General features: G+C 42.1%; 20 protein-coding genes. 13 read left to right on the top strand and 7 right to left on the bottom strand.

What is annotated here, in order from left to right; translation table 11 throughout:
• The first annotated feature begins 88 nt into the window (after positions 1-88).
• Genes folB through JF50_RS23465 form a run of 3 tightly spaced genes read left to right on the top strand, consistent with a single transcriptional unit; the run spans position 89 to position 1,729 of the window.
• Complete coding sequence (gene folB / locus JF50_RS23475; RefSeq protein ID WP_039611722.1) at positions 89-439, top strand: dihydroneopterin aldolase; 351 nt, start codon at positions 89-91, stop codon at positions 437-439.
• A 1-nt stretch (position 440) separates the two neighbouring features.
• Positions 441-920 carry a 2-amino-4-hydroxy-6-hydroxymethyldihydropteridine diphosphokinase gene (folK, locus tag JF50_RS23470; RefSeq protein ID WP_039611721.1) on the top strand — a complete coding sequence of 160 codons (480 nt, stop codon included), beginning with the start codon at positions 441-443 and terminating at the stop codon, positions 918-920.
• A gap of 5 nt (positions 921-925) precedes the next feature.
• Entirely contained in the window at positions 926-1,729 is an 804-nt protein-coding gene (locus tag JF50_RS23465; protein ID WP_039611720.1) for an undecaprenyl-diphosphate phosphatase, read from the top strand.
• A 37-nt stretch (positions 1,730-1,766) separates the two neighbouring features.
• Here JF50_RS23465 and JF50_RS23460 read toward each other — a convergent pair whose 3' ends face one another.
• A complete protein-coding gene (locus JF50_RS23460) occupies positions 1,767-2,306 on the bottom strand; it encodes a GNAT family N-acetyltransferase (RefSeq protein ID WP_039611719.1) in 540 nt (179 codons plus the stop codon).
• A gap of 68 nt (positions 2,307-2,374) precedes the next feature.
• Between JF50_RS23460 and JF50_RS23455 the strand changes: the two genes are divergently transcribed.
• The 5 genes from JF50_RS23455 to JF50_RS23435 all read left to right on the top strand — a co-directional run bounded on the left by JF50_RS23455 (position 2,375) and on the right by JF50_RS23435 (position 8,378).
• Complete coding sequence (locus JF50_RS23455; RefSeq protein ID WP_039611718.1) at positions 2,375-3,049, top strand: tRNA-uridine aminocarboxypropyltransferase; 675 nt, start codon at positions 2,375-2,377, stop codon at positions 3,047-3,049.
• Positions 3,050-3,757: 708 nt separating this feature from the next.
• On the top strand, positions 3,758-4,762 hold the full coding sequence (locus JF50_RS23450; RefSeq protein WP_039611717.1) for a Fe(3+) ABC transporter substrate-binding protein: 1,005 nt from the start codon (positions 3,758-3,760) through the stop codon (positions 4,760-4,762).
• Positions 4,762-6,393 carry an ABC transporter permease gene (locus JF50_RS23445; protein ID WP_039611716.1) on the top strand — a complete coding sequence of 544 codons (1,632 nt, stop codon included), beginning with the start codon at positions 4,762-4,764 and terminating at the stop codon, positions 6,391-6,393. Before JF50_RS23450 ends, JF50_RS23445 begins: the two co-directional genes overlap by 1 nt.
• Positions 6,393-7,424 (top strand): ABC transporter ATP-binding protein, encoded by a 1,032-nt coding sequence (locus JF50_RS23440; RefSeq protein ID WP_039611715.1) that lies wholly within the window; start codon positions 6,393-6,395, stop codon positions 7,422-7,424. Before JF50_RS23445 ends, JF50_RS23440 begins: the two co-directional genes overlap by 1 nt.
• 24 nt (positions 7,425-7,448) lie before the next feature.
• Positions 7,449-8,378, top strand: a complete 930-nt coding sequence (locus JF50_RS23435) for a Dyp-type peroxidase (RefSeq protein ID WP_039611714.1) — start codon at positions 7,449-7,451, stop codon at positions 8,376-8,378.
• Positions 8,379-8,380: 2 nt separating this feature from the next.
• On the opposite strand, the gene argR is transcribed toward JF50_RS23435, so the two are convergent.
• The gene (argR, locus tag JF50_RS23430) at positions 8,381-8,848 is read right to left on the bottom strand and encodes a transcriptional regulator ArgR (protein WP_039611713.1); all 468 of its coding nucleotides are present in this window, start codon (positions 8,846-8,848) and stop codon (positions 8,381-8,383) included.
• Positions 8,849-9,089: 241 nt separating this feature from the next.
• Between argR and mdh the strand changes: the two genes are divergently transcribed.
• The gene (gene mdh, locus JF50_RS23425) at positions 9,090-10,025 is read left to right on the top strand and encodes a malate dehydrogenase (RefSeq protein ID WP_039611712.1); all 936 of its coding nucleotides are present in this window, start codon (positions 9,090-9,092) and stop codon (positions 10,023-10,025) included.
• 123 nt (positions 10,026-10,148) lie between these two features.
• Here the strand turns inward: mdh and serA are convergent, their stop codons facing one another.
• The 5 genes from serA to JF50_RS23400 form a co-directional block, all read right to left on the bottom strand.
• Positions 10,149-11,378, bottom strand: a complete 1,230-nt coding sequence (serA, locus tag JF50_RS23420) for a phosphoglycerate dehydrogenase (protein ID WP_039611711.1) — start codon at positions 11,376-11,378, stop codon at positions 10,149-10,151.
• 12 nt (positions 11,379-11,390) lie between these two features.
• Complete coding sequence (gene rpiA / locus JF50_RS23415) at positions 11,391-12,044, bottom strand: ribose-5-phosphate isomerase RpiA (protein ID WP_039611710.1); 654 nt, start codon at positions 12,042-12,044, stop codon at positions 11,391-11,393.
• 109 nt (positions 12,045-12,153) lie between these two features.
• Positions 12,154-12,774, bottom strand: coding sequence for a 5-formyltetrahydrofolate cyclo-ligase (locus tag JF50_RS23410; RefSeq protein ID WP_052262730.1), 621 nt, complete (start codon positions 12,772-12,774; stop codon positions 12,154-12,156).
• The gene (locus tag JF50_RS23405; protein WP_039611709.1) at positions 12,774-13,316 is read right to left on the bottom strand and encodes a hypothetical protein; all 543 of its coding nucleotides are present in this window, start codon (positions 13,314-13,316) and stop codon (positions 12,774-12,776) included. The genes JF50_RS23410 and JF50_RS23405 overlap by 1 nt, the downstream gene beginning before the upstream one ends.
• A gap of 197 nt (positions 13,317-13,513) precedes the next feature.
• Complete coding sequence (locus tag JF50_RS23400) at positions 13,514-15,037, bottom strand: S10 family peptidase (protein ID WP_039611708.1); 1,524 nt, start codon at positions 15,035-15,037, stop codon at positions 13,514-13,516.
• A gap of 246 nt (positions 15,038-15,283) precedes the next feature.
• Between JF50_RS23400 and JF50_RS23395 the strand changes: the two genes are divergently transcribed.
• From JF50_RS23395 to mrcB, 4 genes are all read left to right on the top strand, one after another.
• Positions 15,284-16,552, top strand: a complete 1,269-nt coding sequence (locus JF50_RS23395) for a diguanylate cyclase (protein ID WP_052262728.1) — start codon at positions 15,284-15,286, stop codon at positions 16,550-16,552.
• 131 nt (positions 16,553-16,683) lie between these two features.
• Positions 16,684-17,022, top strand: a complete 339-nt coding sequence (locus tag JF50_RS23390) for a P-II family nitrogen regulator (protein ID WP_039611707.1) — start codon at positions 16,684-16,686, stop codon at positions 17,020-17,022.
• A gap of 10 nt (positions 17,023-17,032) precedes the next feature.
• Positions 17,033-18,262: an ammonium transporter gene (locus tag JF50_RS23385; RefSeq protein ID WP_039611706.1), complete on the top strand. Its 1,230-nt coding sequence runs from the start codon at positions 17,033-17,035 to the stop codon at positions 18,260-18,262.
• 187 nt (positions 18,263-18,449) lie between these two features.
• Positions 18,450-20,696: a penicillin-binding protein 1B gene (gene mrcB / locus JF50_RS23380; protein ID WP_419177527.1), complete on the top strand. Its 2,247-nt coding sequence runs from the start codon at positions 18,450-18,452 to the stop codon at positions 20,694-20,696.
• The last annotated feature ends 1 nt before the right edge of the window (position 20,697 follow it).

The following is a 20,697-nucleotide window of genomic DNA, read 5'->3' as shown; positions in this document are numbered from 1 at the left end:
ATTGCTTTGTTTTGGGCTATGATCGCGATTCTTTTTACACGGCCTAATATTTTTCGCCGACCCCGTTTTAGTCATGCTAGGAGTATACATGGACAAGGTCTATATCTCGCAATTACACGTCGAGACCATAATAGGAGTTTACGACTTTGAGAAAGAAAGTAAACAAAGCCTTTATTTTGATATTGAAATGTCTACAGATATTATCCCAGCAGCGCAAACTGACGACATTAATCTTACCGTCGATTATGCAAAGGTGAGCGAGCGTGTCATTACGTTATCGGAATCTATCCAAGTTGAGCTCTTAGAGACCTTGTTAGAAAGGTTGGCTGCCATGATTTTAGGCGAGTTTGCTGTGAGTGATGTTCGAATTAAAGTCAGCAAACCCGCAGCTGTCGCACAAGCGGCTACTGTAGGTATTGAAATATACCGGAAAAAATAACATGGCAGAAATTTACATTAGTATTGGCTCTAACGTAGATAGAGAGCGACATTTTAAAAACGGTCTGACTGCCCTGATAGAATACTTTCCTGACTATCAGCATTCAAATGTATATGAAAGTGAGCCGGTTGGATTTAATGGTCGCAACTTTTTTAATTCTGTTTTTGCAGCTTCAACAGATATGTCAGTAGAAGCAGTTTGCAAGCTACTAAAAAGAATTGAGCGGGACAACGGCCGAACACATGGAGATAAAAAGTTTAGTCCTCGGACTTTAGATCTCGATCTGTTGCTATATGACGATTTAGTATGCGAACAACCAGCGCAACTGCCTCGTGATGAAATTACCAAAAATGCGTTTGTGCTTTTACCTTTGTCTGAGGTAGGAGGACATGTCACACTGCCGACTACTGGTGAAACCATCTCTGCCATTTGGCAAAACTACAGTAACCCGTGTCAAAAGCTATGGAAAGTGGAGTTGTAACTACAATGAGTCTTATAGAAATAATTGTTCTAGCATTAATTCAGGGTTTAACGGAGTTTTTACCCATTTCGAGTTCCGCTCATTTGATATTACCGTCTCAAGTTTTTGGTTGGCAAGACCAAGGTTTGGCATTTGATGTCGCGGTACATGTAGGTACGTTGTTTGCGGTCGTCATTTATTTTCGTAAAGAAGTGGCGGAAATTCTGACTGCGTGGTTTAAATCATTTGGCGCGCAGGGGACCACGGACGACAGTAAGCTAGGTTGGTTTATTTTACTTGCGACATTGCCATCGCTGGTTATTGGCTATTTTGCTAAAGATTTGGTCGAAGCGTATTCGCGTAATGCCTGGATCATTGCAGGGACAACGGTTGGTTTTGGTTTATTGCTATGGTACGCAGATAAAACAGCAAAACAAATTAAAACTATTTATCAAATCAACTGGGTTATGGCGTTGTGCATTGGTCTATCTCAGGTAGTTGCGATGTTGTTACCAGGCACATCTCGTTCCGGGATCACCATGACAATTGGTCTGATGATGGGATTGAACAAGCAAAGTGCAGCGCGTTTTTCGTTTTTAATGTCTATCCCTGTAATTGCCGCTGCGGGGAGTTATCTGACCTATAAACTTATTTCAGAAGGTGATGAGTTTAATATTGCAGATATCGTGACAGGTGCTGTGCTGTCCTTTTTTGCCGCCTATGCATGTATCCATTACTTCTTAAAAGTCATTGAGAAGATGGGTATGTTGCCATTCGTTATTTATCGACTGGCATTAGGCGTGTTCTTAGTGATTTATTTGTCGATGTAAATACAAATCTGGGGCTTTTTGGCCCCAGATTTTTTCTTCAATCGAGTGTTTTTTCATACACGACCACTTCTGCACTGCCTAGCGGTTCAGTGTGAATAGCTGTTTTAAGGTATTCTAAGCCAATTTTTTTCATGACATTAATCGAGCCCTGATTGTCAGCATGAGCAAGTGCAGTGAGCTTTGTTGCGACTTTATACTCGGTCAAAGTGTCTGCTATCTGCAAAGCGGCTTCTGATGCGAGGCCTTTTCCCCAGCTCGATTGCATAAATCGCCAGCCGATCTCCAAATTAGAGTCATCTCGTTTATCTGTAAAAAAGTCCATCGGGCGCACGAGTATCCAGCCAATAAACTCATTGCTATCCAATAAAAAGCAGCCCCATAGCCCCCAGCCTTTCTCTTGGTTAGAAAATTGCTTTAGGCGAGGAATGAATATCGAGTTGATATCGTCTCGACTTGTGCTTTGACCACCATTGATAAACTGCATAACTTCAGGGTTCTGATCTAATGCAAAGAGCAGATCCGCATCGTTCGGAGTGAGCAGGCGATAGGTTAGTCGATTTGTCTGATTAACTCTCATAATAATAGCTTTATCCTTTTATTGTTAGACTTGGTACAATGGCCTGTCTTTTTTGTTGGGAGAATATTTTGGGCAACTCAGTATTGGCACTTCGTGCACAGCAAATTTCTGAATCGAAGAGAGAATTTAAAGCACGTGGTTCAAAACTTACTCGCTGCGAGGCTTGTTTGCTCGCTGAGCCTTTATGTATCTGTGCAGGTATCAGACAGGCCCAGTGTTCAAGTGCCGTGTGTTTATTAATGTATCATAACGAAAGTTTTAAGCCATCAAATACTGGGCGATTAATTGCTGATATTGTTCCTGATAATTATGCCTTTAGATGGGACAGAACCGAACCCAGTGAAGCCCTGCTGGCGCTTTTGGACAATCCGAATTATCAACCAATCGTCGTTTTTCCTGAAGAGAATGTTCAGCCGCAGCGAGTGATCAAGTCCGTCCAACGTATTGACGGTAAAAAGCCGCTGTTTATTTTTCTCGATGGTACTTGGCGAGAAGCAAAAAAGATGTTCAGGAAAAGTCCCTATCTAGATCGATTCCCAGTATTATCTGTCTCTCCACAAAGCTTGTCTAATTATAAATTGCGGGTAGCACCGCATGAGCATCAACTAGGCACAGCCGAAGTGGCTTGTGTTGTGTTTGCCGAAAATGGTGAAGCAGAGGCCGCAGAGAATTTAACTGCCCACTTTGTCGATTTTAGAGATGCGTATTTAAGAGGTAAACGAAGCAAATTCGTGGAAGTTTAGACATGAAGATAGCGCGACTCTTTCGAGTCGCGCTTGACGGAATCTTCTAAACAGCATCCTGCCATGTTGAATAACTCAACTCCCTAATTCATTTCCATACAATTCGCTTGGTGTTTTGGTTCTGCGAATTATTGCACTTCCTGTACAAATCCACTTGGGTTGTCCTAACCCCGTCCTAGTTTGCATCAAACTTATCCTTCGTTTGATATCACCCTGCAATTAATCCTTATGGGCTATTCCATTACCCTTCCTAACTCCATCTAGTCCTGACATCCTGAAAATGTAAACATCCTTACTTAAATATTTGCGTCCTGCAAATACAGCATAATCCGAGTTCCATATTCCAATACCGGGAACCTATCCATGTATTGCGTTTTACATCCTTTATCCTTGCAATGCCTCTCCCTAAGAGACAGATAAAGTATATGTCGGTTTGGGCTGGAAAACATTGGCTTGAAGATTATAAAAAAAAGACTATGTTCTATTTGATAAATAAAAATTATTAAATAACAATAGGTTCCTAATTTGAGGGCGGTGAAATCTATAACAGATTACTCGATATCGACAGGTAGAGTGAGACATCTCTTACAGATAAATTGTCGATAAGCGGCAATAATAATTTTAGTCACTCGAGTCAGTGGGCTGTAATTTATGTATAATCGCGTTAGAATTAGTTGATAATAATAATTGTTTGGATTTGGAGTCTTCATGAAACGAGCTATCGCCACATTATTGACCGCTGTGACCTGTATGCCAGCTTTCGCAGCGGATGAAGTAAATATCTATTCATTTCGCCAACCGTTTTTAATTCAGCCTATCCTTGATGATTTTACTAAGCAGACAGGAATAAAAACGAATGTTGTTTTTGCAAAAAAAGGCTTGATAGAGCGTGTTAAAAGAGAAGGCAAGCACTCTCGTGCGGATTTGGTTCTGACTTCAAACTTTAGTGCCATGATCCAGTTGGAAGATTTAGGCTTAACTCAAAAGATCGCCAGTAAAACGGTTGAAAGTAACATCCCTGCGTCATTTAGAGATCCAGAGGGACAGTGGGTTGCATTGACCAAACGTGTACGCAATGTGTACTCATCTAAATCAAGACTCGGCAGGTTAGAAACGCTCAGTTATGAAGAGTTGGCTGATCCTAAGTACAAGGGTAAAATTTGTACTCGCTCGGGAAAACACCCATATAATTTAGGCCTTGTGGCTTCTATGATTGCACATCACGGTGAGACAGAAACTAAAGAGTGGTTGGTTGGTGTAAAGAATAACTTGGCACGTAAACCTCAAGGTAATGATCGCGCACAAGTGAAAGCGGTGAAAGAGGGGCTGTGTGATATTGCATTGGGCAATAGTTATTACTTTGGAAAAATGATGACTGATGAGAAACAAAAGTCTTGGGCTGATTCTGTTTACATCAATTTCCCTAACCAAAAGAACCGCGGTTCTCATTTGAATGTTTCCGGTGTTGTTCTAACCAAGTACGCAAAAAATAAAGAAAATGCCTTGAAACTCATAGAGTTTATGACGGACAATAAGGCGCAGAATATGTACGCATCGACGAATATGGAATATCCGGTCAAACCGGGCGTCGAATTATCGAAAATGGTAGCGTCATGGGGAGCGTTTAAGGAAGACAGCTTACCACTTGCTGAAATTAGTAAATACCGTCCGTTGGCTCTGAAGCTAATTGATGAGGTAAAATTTGACCTTTAATGCAGCTAAAAAATAAACTGTCGAATTGGCAGATAACAGCGTGGGTGATCGGCATTTGCCTGTCTACCCCGCTGGCATTTCTCATTTTTGAATCATTGCAAGGAGAATCTGAAGTATTCTCGCATCTTTGGGATACTGTTCTCTGGGATTATATTAGCAATACAGTGTGGTTAATAGCCGGTGTCTTGTTACTCAGTGCTGTCATTGCACTGCCACTTGGGTGGCTAACGGCGTATTGCCATTTCCCCGGCAAGCGAATATTTGAGTGGGCCCTGATGCTGCCGCTTGCCATGCCTACCTACATCATCGCCTATGTGTATACTGACTTACTTGATTATGCGGGGCCAGTACAGATATTTTTAAGGGACTGGTTTGGGTGGACGAGCCCTGATGACTATTGGTTTTTTGATATCCGCACTTTGCCCGGCGCTATCGTCATGATAGCACTTGTACTCTACCCTTATTTATATTTGATTTTTAAAACGGCGCTTAGAGAACAATCTTTTAAATTGGTTCAAGCAAGCCAATTAATGGGACTGTCGCCATTTCAGAGCTTTCTTAAAGTGAGTCTGCCATTATCTCGTGGTGCCATTGTGGCAGCTCTTGCACTGATAAGTATGGAAACCATGGCTGATTTCGCGACGGTACATTATTTTGCGGTTAGTACGCTCACCACCGCAGTATATGATACCTGGTTAGGCTACTACTCGCTGACAGCTGCAGCTAAAATTTCCGGTATTATGTTACTTTTTTTATTTATCGCTCTGTCGCTAGAAAAAATGAGCCGCAGAAGCAAAGTCGTGCATGAACGGCAAAGCAGTGTGAATGACACGAGTTTGTATGAATTAAGTGGCAAAAGTGGTTGGTTAGCGACCGCATTTTGTAGTCTAGTATTGATTTTGGCATTTTTTATTCCAGTTGGGATCCTGTTAAGTTACGCCATCGATTATTTTGACCAGGCTTGGAATGATGCGTTTTTTAATTACGCATGGCAAAGTTTGAAGATCAGTCTGTATGTAAGCGCGATTGCAATTTGCTGTAGTATTTTGGTGGTGTTTTATCAGCGAATTGGAGAGCAAAAGACAAAGAGCTTTCCCGGCAAAGTGGCGAGTATGGGGTATGCGCTACCCGGTACAGTTTTGGCGATAGCCGTGCTACTGCCTCTGACTTTATTTGATGATTACTTAAATCGCTGGTTAGATGGCACTGGATTAGAGCCAGGGCTGTTATTTAGCGGTACTATTTTCGCTTTAGTGTTTGCTTACGTGGTGCGTTTTTACGCCATTGCTCAAGGTGCCGTTGAGGCGAGTTTTGTCCGAATAAGCCCAAGTATTGATATGGCCAGCGCCTCTTTGGGGAAAAATAATCTACAGACTTTAGGTCGTGTACATATTCCGCTGTTGAAGCGTGGCATACTGACCGCAGGTTTACTGGTTTTTATTGAGTGTATGAAAGAATTACCAGCAGCGCTGCTGCTCAGGCCGTTTAATTTTGAGACACTTGCGACACATGTTTTTCAGTTTGTCAGTGATGAACAGTTAGAGCTGGCTTCCATCTCAGCATTGTTTATCGTACTGGTTGGATTAATTCCTCTTTATTTAGTCAATCGCTCAATGGAGCAGCAATCATAATGTACAGCCTTGCTATTGAATCCTTGCAATATAGTTACGATGGACATGCCGTGATCGATAACCTTGATCTACAGGTGAAAGAAAATGAAATTGTCTGTTTATTGGGGGCCAGTGGTTGCGGTAAAACAACCACTCTAAAAGCCATTGCGGGTTTGATCAGACCACAGCAAGGCGTGATAACCATCGGCCAAAATACGGTGAATGATGGCAAGCGCTTTGTCGCGCCACAGCATCGAAATGTTGGTATGATGTTTCAGGATTATGCGTTATTTCCGCATCTAACGGTTGCACAAAATGTGGCCTTTGGTTTGGGGAAGTTGAGTCGTGATGAAAAGCAAGCTCGCGTATCTGAAATGTTAGAGCTTGTACATTTAGGTGCCTATGCTGCGCGTTTTCCTCATGAGCTTTCTGGTGGTCAGCAACAACGTGTTGCAATTGCTAGGGCGTTGGCATATCGGCCGAGTTTATTGTTGTTAGATGAGCCGTTTTCAAATATTGATGCGCAAGTTAGGTTTCAGTTGATCAGTGATATAAGAAGTATTATTAAAGATCAAAAAGTTTCTGCGATTTTTGTTAGCCACTCAAAAGATGAGGCATTTGCTTTTTCAGATAGGTTGGCCATTATGCATCAAGGCCAAATTGCCCAATTAGGGTGTCCAACAGAGCTGTTTCATCAACCTAAAAATCAGGTGGTTGCCGAGTTTTTAGGTCAGGGAATTTATCTAGACGCGACACATGCGGGCAATGGCGCATTTAGCACACAGTTTGGGCAAGTGAGTTCACTAACACAGCAAAGCGATGTGGAGCATAAAGGCAAAATATTTGTTAGACCAAGCCATATTGAATTGTTTAATACCGACCATGGCGAAATAAAAGTCAATCAAGAGAGGTTTGTGGGTACAGAGTATTTATACGCTATCGAATTGCAAGGTCAGCAGTTAGAAATTGCCAAGCCTGCAGACAATCCGTTAGATTTGTCTAAACCTATCTCTTTAAAAATTAAGCCTCATGCGGTAAATTTCTTTTCTTAGAGCGATTAACGATAAGGAAAAGGTATGGCCCAACCGCAATCGGGGATTTGTGCAGAAGCAAATTTGCATGGCTTACATTTATTCTTCAATGTACTTGAAGGGCAAGATGAAGCTGTGCGAGAAGCATTAGCACAGGCTGGGCGATTACAAGATGAGTTAAGCGATCGATTCTCTGAATCAATGCTCAGCAGTTTTGTTGCAATTGGCGCTCAGTACTGGCCACATATCTATCCAGAATTCATACCACCAGAGCTGAAAAGCTTTCCTCATATTCGTTCAACTGATCATTTGATCCATAGTCAGCCCTTTGATTTGTTGTATGTCATTCGCTCGGACAGAGAAGATGTAAATCATTTATTTGCACAAAGCGTCATACATATGCTGGGTGGGTGTGTCGAGCTCGTCGCGCACGTACGCGGTTTCCGTTTTTTGGACGGGCGAAATTTTAATGGTTTTATTTACGCGAGCGAATCGCCTCATGGTCGCTTCAAGCGTAAAGTCGCCTTAGTCGATAATCCAGAAGGCATGGACCATCAAGGGAGCTATATCCACATTCAACGGGTAAAGTTTGATTTGTCTCGGTGGCAACAACTGCCCATTGAAGAGCAAGAGACTTTAATGGGGCGCACGCGTTTGGACAATAAGCTGATTGAGCCTAAAGCAGCATTCAGTCACGCCAGTAGAGCAGAATTGAAGGATGCTGAAGGGTTGGTGTTATTGTTAGACCAAAGCATGCCATTTGGGGATGTGTTTGAGCAAGGGAGCATAAATTTGAGTTGTGCAGCCCATGGTAATGCTTTTGAGACAGTGTTGATGAGTCGTTTTGGTTTATTGTCAGGGCAAGATTGCTATGACCCGCTACTTGATTACTCTGAAGCAGATATGGGTGCATCTTTTTTTGCACCATCTTTGCAATTTTTGACAGAGATGGCGCAAACAGTGAAGGACGATTAAGATCACACGTTATCGAATAACGTTTTTACTTTATCTAAAGTCTCGTCAATTTCAGATACTTTTGCTGGGGCAATAAAAATCGTGTCATCACCAGCAATTGTGCCAAGTACCCCATCGGCACTACCTAATGAGTCAAGTAGCCTTGCGATTAATTGCGCCGCACCTGGGCTGGTTCTTATGATAATCATCATCTCATTGTGCATGATGTCGATAACCAGTTGCCTAAGCGGACTTTTTGCAGTTGGTACACCCATCTCAGCGGGTAGACAGTAAACCATTTCTTGTTTGGCATTTCTGGTCCGTACCGCGCCAAACTTACTTAACATTCGTGATACTTTACTTTGGCTTATGTTATCAAAGCCTTGATCTTTTAGCGCATCAACTATTTCGCCCTGAGAACCAAAGTTTTCCTCTCTCAAAAGTGCTTTAAAGGCTTTAACTAAGGCTTCTTGTTTGTCTTGCGCTTGCATATACATCTCTTCAATTAATTTTGGTTGTCCGATTTTACACAAATCCCAACCGTTACCCAAATTTTCACGATGGAGTAATTTTCATGGTGTATCGTAAAGACAAATTGCAAAAAGTTGTCTCTTGTTTACAACTATAGTCGAAAAAATCTCGAAAATAACGCGGATAAATTTGTCTTTACTCTCGCTTTTCATTATCTTTACAGCACACAAAATTCCTACCTTCAATATATGGAGAATTATAATGAAAGTTGCTGTATTAGGTGCCGCTGGTGGTATCGGTCAAGCGTTGTCACTTCTGCTTAAAAACGGTTTGCCTGCAGGCTCTGAGCTAGCACTATATGATGTTGCACCAGTTGTTCCTGGTGTTGCGGTTGATCTTTCTCACATCCCAACAGCTGTATCAGTAGCTGGTTACGGTAAAGATGACCTAGATCCTGCTCTAGCGGGTGCAGACATCGTTTTGATCCCTGCTGGTATGCCACGTAAGCCTGGTATGGACCGTGCGGATCTGTTTAACGTTAACGCGAGTATCGTTAGAACTCTAGCTGAAGGTATCGTTAAAAACTGTCCTAAAGCGTTTGTTGGTATCATCACAAACCCAGTAAATGGCACAGTACCAATTGTACGAGAAGTATTCAAAAAAGCGGGCACTTATGATGCTGCACGCGTATTCGGTGTAACTACACTTGACGTTATCCGCGCTGAAACATTCATCGCTGAGCTTAAAGGTCTAGACGTATCAGAAGTTAAAGTACCAGTTATTGGTGGTCACTCTGGCACGACAATCCTACCTTTACTTTCTCAAGTTGAAGGCGTTGAGTTCTCTGATGAGGAAGTTGCTTCTCTTACTAAGCGTATCCAAAACGCAGGTACTGAAGTTGTTGAAGCGAAAGCGGGTGGCGGTTCTGCAACGCTTTCAATGGGTGCAGCTGCAGCACGTTTCTGCTTCTCACTTGTTAAAGGTCTTCAAGGCGAAGAAAACGTATTTGAGTACGCATATGTTGAAGGTAACACTGGCGATGCTGAGTTCTTTGCACAGCCTATCCGTCTAGGCAAAAATGGTGTTGAAGAGCTTTTACCATACGGTGAACTAAGTGCGTTTGAGCAAAAAGCAAAAGACGACATGCTAGCGACGCTAGAAAAAGACATCAAAGAAGGTGTTGATTTCATGGCTTAATGCCAAGTTATTACACTAAAAAAAGCTGCTTTTAAGGCAGCTTTTTTTGTTTTTTCTCATTGATTGAGGCAATAAAAAGCTGGCGATTTACCAGCTTGATTATGTTCATTTGTATGAAGAAACTTAGTGCAGGATACGTGCTCTAATAGTCCCTTCTACCGCACTCAATTCTTTTAAAGCAACTTCTGAGTGATCACTATCAACATCAATAACAACATAACCAATACAGTCATCTGTTTGCAGATACTGTGCAGCGATATTGATACCATGCTGTGCGAAGGCTTGGTTGATTTGCGTAAGTACACCAGGTCTATTTTCATGGACATGCAATAAACGACTACGATTTGACAGTTCTGGTAGTGATACTTCAGGGAAATTGACTGCCGTGACTGTTGAGCCGTTGTCAGAATACTTGGCTAACTTTCCAGCAACTTCAATACCAATATTCTCTTGTGCTTCTTGGGTTGATCCCCCTACATGAGGTGTCAAAATGACATTGTCGAACTCTCTAAGTGGAGATACAAACTCTTCATCATTTGATTTGGGCTCAACAGGGAATACATCGATGGCAGCGCCAGCGAGCTTTTCATGTTGAAGAGCTTCTGCGAGTGCGTCGATATCCACGACGGTACCACGTGATGCATTGATCAAGATTGCGCCTTGTTTCATGACTTCAATTTCAGCCATACCAATCAAGTTTTTAGTTTGTGGCGTTTCAGGTACATGCAAACTGATCACGTCTGCACGTTGGAGTAATTGTGTTAGGTTTTGAACTTGCTGTGCGTTACCGAGTGTCAGTTTATCCTCTATGTCGTAAAACTCGACCTTCATACCGATATTTTCAGCCATGATCCCAAGCTGTGTACCAATGTGACCATAACCAATGATGCCCAATGTTTTTCCACGCGCTTCGAAAGAGCCAATTGCTGATTTAAACCATTGACCGCGGTGTGCCATTGCGTTTCGCTTTGGAATACCACGAAGCAATAATAAGATTTCACCCAACACTAATTCTGCGACTGAGCGGGTGTTAGAGAATGGAGCGTTAAAGACAGCAATACCACGGCGTTTAGCCGCATCTAAGTCAACTTGGTTAGTACCAATACAAAAGCACCCAATAGCGACAAGTTTTTCTGCTGCATTTAATACGTTTTCAGAAAGGTGTGTGCGCGAGCGTATACCGACGAAATGAACGTGTTTGATACGCTCGATTAATTCATTTTCAGGTAGCGATGTCTTGAGGTACTCTATATTACTGTATCCATTGCGCTTTAATGTCTCTACGGCACTTTGGTGCACGCCTTCTAACAATAATATTTTAATTTTATCTTTAGACAAAGATACCTTACTCATGACTCATTCCTATTACCTAGTTTGTGGACCCTGTGGTGTCCCTGTAATTACGGTGTTTGCACCTCGGTGAGCAAATAGCCCATTAGTGACAACACCGACGATTTGGTTGATCTGTTCTTCTAACGCTTTCGGATCCGTAATATTTAATCCATGAACGTCTAAAATGACGTTACCGTTATCGGTAGTTACACCATGGCGGTAAACTGGATCTCCGCCAAGCTTCAGCAACTCTCTAGCAACATAGCTGCGTGCCATCGGAATCACTTCTACTGGCAGTGGGAAATTCCCCAGCGTGCTAACATGTTTGCTCTGATCGACGATACATACGAATTTTTTTGCAACCGCAGCAACGATTTTTTCACGTGTCAGTGCAGCGCCGCCGCCTTTAATCATGTGTCCATGCTCGTTGATTTCATCAGCACCATCTACATACACATCAAGCTGTGTAACATCATTCAGTTCAAAAACTTCAATACCGAGTGCTTTGAGTTTCTCGGTTGATGCTTCTGAGCTAGAAACGGCGCCTTTAATGTCATCTTTGATGCTGCCTAAAGCATCAATAAAGTGATTCACAGTAGACCCTGTGCCCACACCAACAATGGTATTTTCTTCTACATGCTCTAGTGCAGCCCACGCAGCTGCTTTTTTCATTTCATCTTGTGTCATAACGTAATCACTTTGTTGTCTTTTAATTGGTTGAGATTATACGCTTAAACACTCGAATTGTATGACAAATAATTACACTCTTAAGCGTGAATTTCAGGAACAAATACACTTATCGCCACTGGTAATATTGGCTAGGCGTTAATATTGCGGGTAAAGGCACATCCCACGCCTCAACCGGCAGTTGACTGACCTTCTGGCAGTCATGCGCTAATCCAATTAACTGTGGCTTGCTCCACCCCTGATTATAATAATTGGCAAGTGTTCGGTCGTAATAGCCGCCACCCATGCCTAACCTGTTGCCTTGCCCGTCAAATGCGACTAATGGCATTAACAAATAATCTAGCTGCTCTAATGGGCAAATTTCACTACAATTCAATTTAGGTTCTAAGATAGCATAGCGGTTTTGGCTCATGGTTGAGTTTTTTTCATATTTTTGGAACAGTAAAGTTGTGCCGCTAAAAGGGTGAATTACAGGTAGGAAAACATCCGTTTTATTATCCCAAAGTGATTGAATTAAAAGGTTTGTTCTCAATTCTCCGTCATTGGGTAAATAGACCCCAATCCGGGTGTTTTTTGGGGGGGTTATATGTTGAACAAAATTAATATTTAAGTCATATTCTGCTTTAGATTGAAAATTTTCATCCAGAGAATTTCTTTTTTTTCGTATAGATGTACGAATTTTTTTTCTTACTTGTGCCTTTTCCAAGTTACAACTTGAATTTTCTTTCATTAGAACTGCACCATTTCAGGGAAAGCCAAACTGAAACCCAATATGATGAGTAAGATAAATAAAATGGCAAGTAGTACATAAAGCAGTCTTTTGGACTTTGGTTTTGGCTCGGTATCTAAGTCAAGTTCATCGAAAAGTTCATCACTTTGCCATTGCTCTTCCTCTTTTTCATCACCGCTTTTTTCATTCCCATCAATTCTTTGCTCAAGCTCTTCTAGCTTTTCTTCAATTCTGATTAGGCTACTGGTGATATAATCGAGGGCTTCAAATACACGCTCATTCGCTGCATTATTAGCAACTGGAGCACTCTGCATATTGCTTTGCTGAGGCTGTACTTTACTTTGAAATCCGTAAATGGCTAAAAGTTTAGCTTGCTTTAAACACTTGTTTTTATCAGTTGCACCAAATAGTGGTTTTCCCTGCGTAAATGCAATAACTTTTTGCTTTGACACACCTAGCTTTGTGGCTAAGCTTTCCATCGCATTTTGGCTGTCTGTATCAGCATTAAATCCGACAAAAACAACTCTAAATTGGTCACTCATAGATGATCTCATTTTTTTCTAATAGGAAGAGTATACCCAAAAAGCCATCGGAAGCATTGAATAAATCTACGAGAGTGATTTATCGCAATTGACGTATTTGAAATGAGTGCTGTCTACCGGTCGAGGATGGTATAAGAAATGTATTGAACAGTGGATTGGAGCAAGAAAGTGGAGGGAAGGCCTCCACTTCGACAACATTAATACTTGGCAGCTTGACCTGATTTCGGTAAAGCTTGATTTATAAATGCTCTTAAGTCTTCGTTAGAAAGCCTTAGATCTTCATAGCGAAGGTACATCATATGACCAGAGCGATAACCTTTAAAACTCAGTCTATCTTTCATTTTACCACTCGGATCTAAGTGCCATAGATTATATTTACCATCAAAGTAGTTAGTTGCGCCGTCGTAATACCCTGATTGCACCATCACGTGCAAATAAGGGTTTTGTGCCATCGCTAAACGTAAGCGTTCACCCACAGTATTTTTGGTTCTATCCCATGGGCGGACAGGGCCAAACATATTGTATTTTATATCTGTTTTGTAATTGAGCTCTTGGCGGAAGTAGTGGTTAATAGCTGGCGTAAATGAATGCAACCAAGAAGTGAGCTCGGGCCAGTAATCAGGGATGTCACCGGCAGCACGTTTATCAATGCCCAAGTACCTTGAGTCGAGTCTACCGATGGTTAACTCTCTATCACGAAGCAGTTCTTTCCAAAATGCTGCTGTTGGGATATCTAAATTATTCTGTGCGACAAATCGTTCTGTTAAGCCAGAATATTTAGCAACTTGAGCGGTAACGGCATGTTTTTCTTCAGCACTGATCATCGCGCCTTTGGCAAGTGCAGGCAGATAGGTATTAAGCGTATAAGCTTCCACCTCTTCTAACACTTCAAGTAAGTCTTTATTTTGAAGTTGGCTATCTAACGCGTTGTGGTACCACGCTGTTGCAGCAAAATAAGGTAAGCGATTAGCTGCTTTGACAGGACCATCGCGTTTTATCCCAATATCTGTAGGAGAAACTAAAATCACACCATTTAAATACATCCATTGCTGATTTTGTAACTCATGCGCTAGTCCTGCAACGCGTGTTGTACCATAACTTTCACCAATTAAAAATTTAGGGGACAGTGCTCTGTCATGACGATTGATAAAGGTATTGAGCCACGCTGCAAGATATTTTACGTCCGCATTGACGCCAAAAAATTGTTTTTGTTGAAACTCTTTGCTTGGCATTTTACCTTGTTTGTCAGGCAATACTCTTGAATAACCCGTGTTAACTGGGTTAACAAAAACAATATCGGTTGTGTCTAGAACGGAGTAGGGGTTATCTTTTAAACCATACGGTTGCAGCGGGTAGCCTTCATCGTCTATTTTGAGCACGCGTGGGCCAGTGTAAGCGATATGCATCCAGACTGACGCTGAGCCAGGTCCGCCATTGAATGAAATAAGCAGTGGACGCTTAGCTATGTCTTTTACTTTATCTTTTTTGTAGTAGGTATAGTGTAAAGAAGCAATAGGGTGGCCTTCATTATCCCACAATGGCTGCGTGCCTGTTGATACGGAGTAATTTAGTTTTGAACCATTGATGGTTGTTTTATGTTTTGTCGTGACCTGATGATCTATGTCAAAGCTTAATTGAGCGTTTGTATTACTATTTGCACTGCTGAGCGTACTGATACACAGTAATATGAGACCTGATATTATTTTGGGTACGGCTGTCATGGGGTTCCTCGGTATTCTCTTCCAGCTTACATTTAAAGCTTTTTTAATGCTGAATTCAAAGTCAATGAGACTAAACCGCAATATTTGCAGCCCATTACAATTTGTTTACCATTTAGGGGCGATGCAGGTTTTTTTTGTCACAAAAATCGCGTATATTTCACCCTTATGTCTGTAGTATTAAAGTATTTAGCTCTGTTAAATTCTTGTTTAACTACGCTCTCATTGTAGTCATTAGAGAAAGTTTCCATGCAAAAAGTATTAATTGTTGAAGATAGTAAGGTTGTTCAACAAATCTTACGCCATTTGGCATCACAATATTTAAATGTCGACATAGACTTTGCTTGGTCTCTCAAGGAAAGTAAAGCGCTACTTGCGAGTAATCGCTACACTTTGGCCTTGGTAGATTTAACATTGCCCGATGCAATGGACGCCGAAGTGGTGCAATTAACTTTGAGCCAGAACGTTCCCACAGTAGTACTGACTTCTAAAATTGATGAGTACAGTCGACAACAAATGCTGGAAATGGGTGTAGTCGACTATGTGATCAAAGATAACCGTGATTCCTACTTATATGCAATTAAACTGGTTAGCCGATTATTGCGTAACCAAGGTTGCAAGGCACTGATCGCCGATGACTCGATGATTAGCCGAGCGGTTATGAGGCAAATGCTAGAAAAACAACTTTTTACCGTTTTTGAGGCTCAAGATGGTGAGCAAGCACTCACTATGCTTAAGGCTGATCATGATGTGAAACTGCTATTAACTGACTATGCGATGCCTACGATGGACGGTTTTGAACTCGTAAAAGCGGTTCGTAATTTCCGTGGTAGAGATGATTTGGCCATAGTTGGGTTATCTGGTGCAGGGACCCATGGATTGTCTGCAAAGTTTATTAAATACGGTGCAAATGACTTTCTGATGAAGCCATTTATGAATGAAGAATTCCATTGCCGTGTAATGCAAACCATGGAACAACTTAACTTGATTGCTGAGATAAAAGACTATGCTCACAGAGATTATCTGACTGGTTTATACAATCGACGTTACTTTTGTCAACAAATGGATCGCTTACTTAAAACAGGCTTAGATCATAGTTGCTTGGCTTTACTTGATCTTGACCTATTCAAAGAAATCAATGATCAATATGGTCATTTGGGCGGGGATAGCATTTTGACACAAGTGGCGCAGCTTCTGAATGAGTCATTTTCTGATAGCCTAGTATCACGCGTGGGCGGAGAAGAATTTGCGGTATTGTTAGCTGAGAGTGATATGCGCAAAGCCCAAGCGGTTTTTGACAACTTTCGTATGAAGTTTGCGGATAACATTTTTCATGTGGATGAGCATCGACTGCGGTGTACCTTGAGTATCGGCATTGCAAAATGTGAATTTTCAACTTTAAGTGAAGTGATGCGCCATGCGGATAAAGCGCTATATCAGGCCAAAGCGCAAGGCCGTAATAGTGCTGTTACCGCTTGCACCAAATCAAACAAAATGCTTGAACAGTGCACCAGCTGAGTGCACTTTTTAACTTTTACTTCTTCCTTAAAATCATATCTTACTGATAAATAAAAACTTATCTTTTTGGCATAAAGGTTGGATTGTGTATTCCATCAACAACAGGAATCACACTCCATTGGAGGCCAACAATGAAAATGATAAGTGCGATAATCAAGCCTTTTAAATTGGACGAAGTGCGGGAAGCACTTGCCGAGCTCGGAATAGAGGGCATGACCGTGGTCGATGTGAAAGGATTTGGCCGGCAACGCGGCCATACTGAGCTTTACCGAGGCGCAGAATATCAAGTCGACTTTATCCCCAAAATTAAAATTGAAATTGCGACTCACAGTGAAAACTGCCAACGCGTCGTCGATACCCTAACACAAGCGGCAAACACCGGAAAAATAGGTGATGGTAAGATTTTCGTTTATGACTTAGAGCAAATCGTGCGGATCCGCACGGGTGAATTAGACGAAGAAGCTATTTGAGGAACACCTGATGGATAATACAATCATAGAATTACAATTTTCACTCAATACTTTTTATTTTTTGATATCAGGTGTTTTAGTCATGTGGATGGCCGCTGGCTTTGCCATGCTTGAGGCTGGTTTGGTGAGATCTAAAAACACCACTGAAATTCTGACTAAAAATATTGCGCTCTATGCTATTGCATGCACTATGTATTTGTTAATTGGTTACAACATAATGTATGTGGGCAACTCGGAAGGTGGCTTTGTACCAAGTTTTGGCGCATTGATCGGGGAAGCTGCCACGGATGCTGATCACGCGTTGGAGTCTGACTTTTTCTTCCAGGTAGTATTTGTCGCAACGGCGATGTCTATTGTTTCTGGCGCCGTCGCTGAGAGGATGAAGTTATGGGCATTTTTATTATTTACAGTGGTACTTACTGGGCTTATTTATCCAATCCAAGGTTATTGGAGTTGGGGGGCGGGTTTCTTATCTGAACTCGGGTTTGTTGACTTTGCAGGGTCTGCCATTGTGCATGGTGCAGGTGCCGCCGCAGCATTGGCTGGTGTACTTCTACTAGGCGCAAGAAAAGGGAAGTATGGTAAGCATGGAGAGATTTACCCAATTCCAGGTTCTAACTTACCGCTTGCAACGCTCGGTACGTTTATTTTATGGATGGGTTGGTTCGGATTTAATGGTGGGTCGCAGTTATTTTTAGCGGATAAAGAAAATGCGATTGCGGTGAGTCAGATCATGCTCAATACCAATGCGGCAGCAGCAGCAGGCGCAATATCGGCACTGTTAGTTTGTAAAATCATGTGGAAAAAGGCAGATTTAACAATGATTTTAAATGGTGCATTGGCAGGTCTTGTGACAATCACGGCTGAACCGGCTTCTCCAACTCCTCTGTTAGCGTGTATTCTTGGTGCGCTTGGTGGCAGCCTAGTGGTGTTTAGCATCGTCACACTGGATAAGCTAAAAATTGATGACCCTGTTGGTGCGATATCTGTTCATGGTGTGTGTGGTTGCTTAGGGGTGATGATGGTACCTTTCTCTAATAGTGACGCGAATTTCGTGTCGCAATTAATAGGATTGGTGTCGATTCTAGGCTTTGTTTTTGTCACATCGTATTTAGTATGGGCACTTTTGAAAAAAACCATGGGGATCAGGGTGACCGAAGAAGAAGAGCTCAGTGGCATGGACCAACATGACTGTGGTGTGGATGCTTACCCTGAATTTGTCACAATACGAAATCACTAATACGTAAGCGGTTAAAAAAGCAGGTATAAGCCTGCTTTTTTAGTTTCAGTCACAGTTAATCTAAGTTAATCTAGCATCATTGTAATTACGGTAAACATCGCTTCGGTAAATGTCAGAGAAAAAACGTACTCCTGCAAATAAGTCAAAGCCAAAACGGTCCACAAAAAAAGCGCCTAACCCTAAAAAAATGTCAATAAAGCAGCGGCTTGGAATATTAAAATCAAGTGTATTGCAGACACTTTGGGCGTTATTTTGGAAGGGGGGGCTTGCCGTTTGTTGTGCAGTCGCTATGTATGTGGTTTACCTAGACGCCAAAGTGAGCAAGCAATTTGAAGGAAATAAGTGGCAACTGCCTGTGCAAGTCTATGCGCGAGCTATGTCATTTTATCCGGACCAATATCTTTCAGAAGAAGAGGTGCTTTGGGAGTTAGAGCGGCTAAATTATTCAAGAGTTAATAGAATCAAAGGCACAGGTCAATATCTTGTACAAGGGCGTACGATCACCATTTTCCGACGTGCATTTGAGTTTTATGAAGGCGCAGAGTCATCTCGTGTCTTCACGCTGAACTTTGCAGGTAAGAAATTGGCCAATATCGTTGATAAAAGTGGTCGACGTATTTCTGGTGAGCGACTGGAGCCCGTACAAATTGCTCGTATTGGTAATGAAACTAATCAAGATCGTGAATTTGTACCACTGGCTAAGTTTCCAAATGTGTTAAAACAAGCGCTTTTGGCCGTTGAAGACCGTAACTTTTATGAACATCACGGGGTATCTGTGTGGTCAATTATGCGTGCCTTATACAGTAATATACGCGCCGGCCGCACGGTACAAGGTGGAAGTACGTTAACGCAACAACTTGCAAAAAACTTTTACCTCACTCGAGAGCGCTCAATCATTCGAAAAATAAATGAGGCGTTCATCGCTTTAATCTTAGATTATAGATACAGCAAAGATGAAATCTTGGAAGCCTATCTTAATGAGGTTTATTTGGGCCAAGCCTATAATCAGGGCGTGCATGGAATGGGCTTGGCTTCAGAGTTTTATTTTGCAAAACCGGTTGATGAGTTAGAGTTTGATCAAATCGCACTGTTAGTAGCCATGGTTAAAGGGCCTTCGTTTTATAATCCGCGAAGATACCCAGAGCGAACCATGGAGCGCCGAGATTTGGTACTGCGCTTAATGGCAGAAAACGGCATCATCACCACCACTGAATATCGTCAGTCACTAGAGCGGAAAATAGAGATACAGCCTCTGAAGGAGAGCTTACTGCAGTCTTACCCAGGTTATCTGGAGCTAGTGAATCGAGAGTTAAAAGAGCTAGTCCCCAGTGACGATATTATTCATGCTGGTGTGCGGATATTTACGTATTTTGAGTTACAAAAACAAAGCGCGATGGAAGAGGCTGTCATATCTGGGCTGCCGTATTTGGAGCGCCGTTTTGGTACCTCTGGATTAGAAGTTGCAATGATTTCAGTCAATGCTGAAAAGTCTGGTGTTTCGGCATTGGTTGCAGGCAGACAGATGCGGTTTTCTGGCTTTAACCGCGTATTGGACACTAAACGGAGCGTGGGGTCATTGGTTAAGCCTGCGATTTATTTGACGGCTTTGCAGCAAGATTATAATTTAGGGACATTGATAGAAGATGCGCCTTTGCAAGTAACGGATGCTTCAGGTAAAACCTGGTCTCCGGAAAACTTTGACCACAAATTTAGAGGTCAGGTGCCTTTATACGATGCATTCAGTAAAAGTTTGAATATACCAGCGGTAAATCTAGGGCTGGATGTGGGGGTGCATCAAGTTGCACAAACGATGACTGAGCTTGGCATACAAAGTGATATTCCAACTTACCCCTCGATGTTATTGGGCGCTGTTGAGCTATCGAGCTTCGAGGTCGCGCAAATGTATACTACATTGGCTGCCAATGGCCGTTATAGTGAGCTTACCAGTATTTCTGCGATCACGGATTCTGCTGGTAAGACCCTATATAAGCATCATCCTGAGCGTGCGCAACGTTTTGATCCTGTTTCTGTGTATATGACCAAATATGGCCTTAAACGTGTGACAAAGAGTGGTACGGGTAAGCGCTTAAATAAGCATTTCCCCTCGGTACAGTTAGCAGGTAAAACCGGAACAAGTAATGACATGCGAGATAGCTGGTTTACGGGGTTTGACCACAACACGGTTACGGTGACATGGATTGGCCGAGATGATAATAAACCAGCGAAATTAACTGGCGGCAGAGGTGCACTTGAGCTCTATATTCGTTATTTAAAACCGCTCAATCCACAAGCCATAGTTGATGAACGGCCTGCTGGAGTAAAATGGGCTTTTGTGAATAAGCAAACGGGCCAGCAAGCAGCGCCGCATTGCGGCCCTGCGATACAGTTGCCACTTCGAGCTGAGTTGTTTAATCCAAACCCCAGCTGTCAATGAT

Source organism: Pseudoalteromonas luteoviolacea, from assembly GCF_000814765.1.
In the GTDB taxonomy this organism is placed as follows: Bacteria; Pseudomonadota; Gammaproteobacteria; order Enterobacterales; family Alteromonadaceae; genus Pseudoalteromonas; species Pseudoalteromonas luteoviolacea_H.
This window is presented reverse-complemented; position numbering and strand designations above follow the sequence as displayed.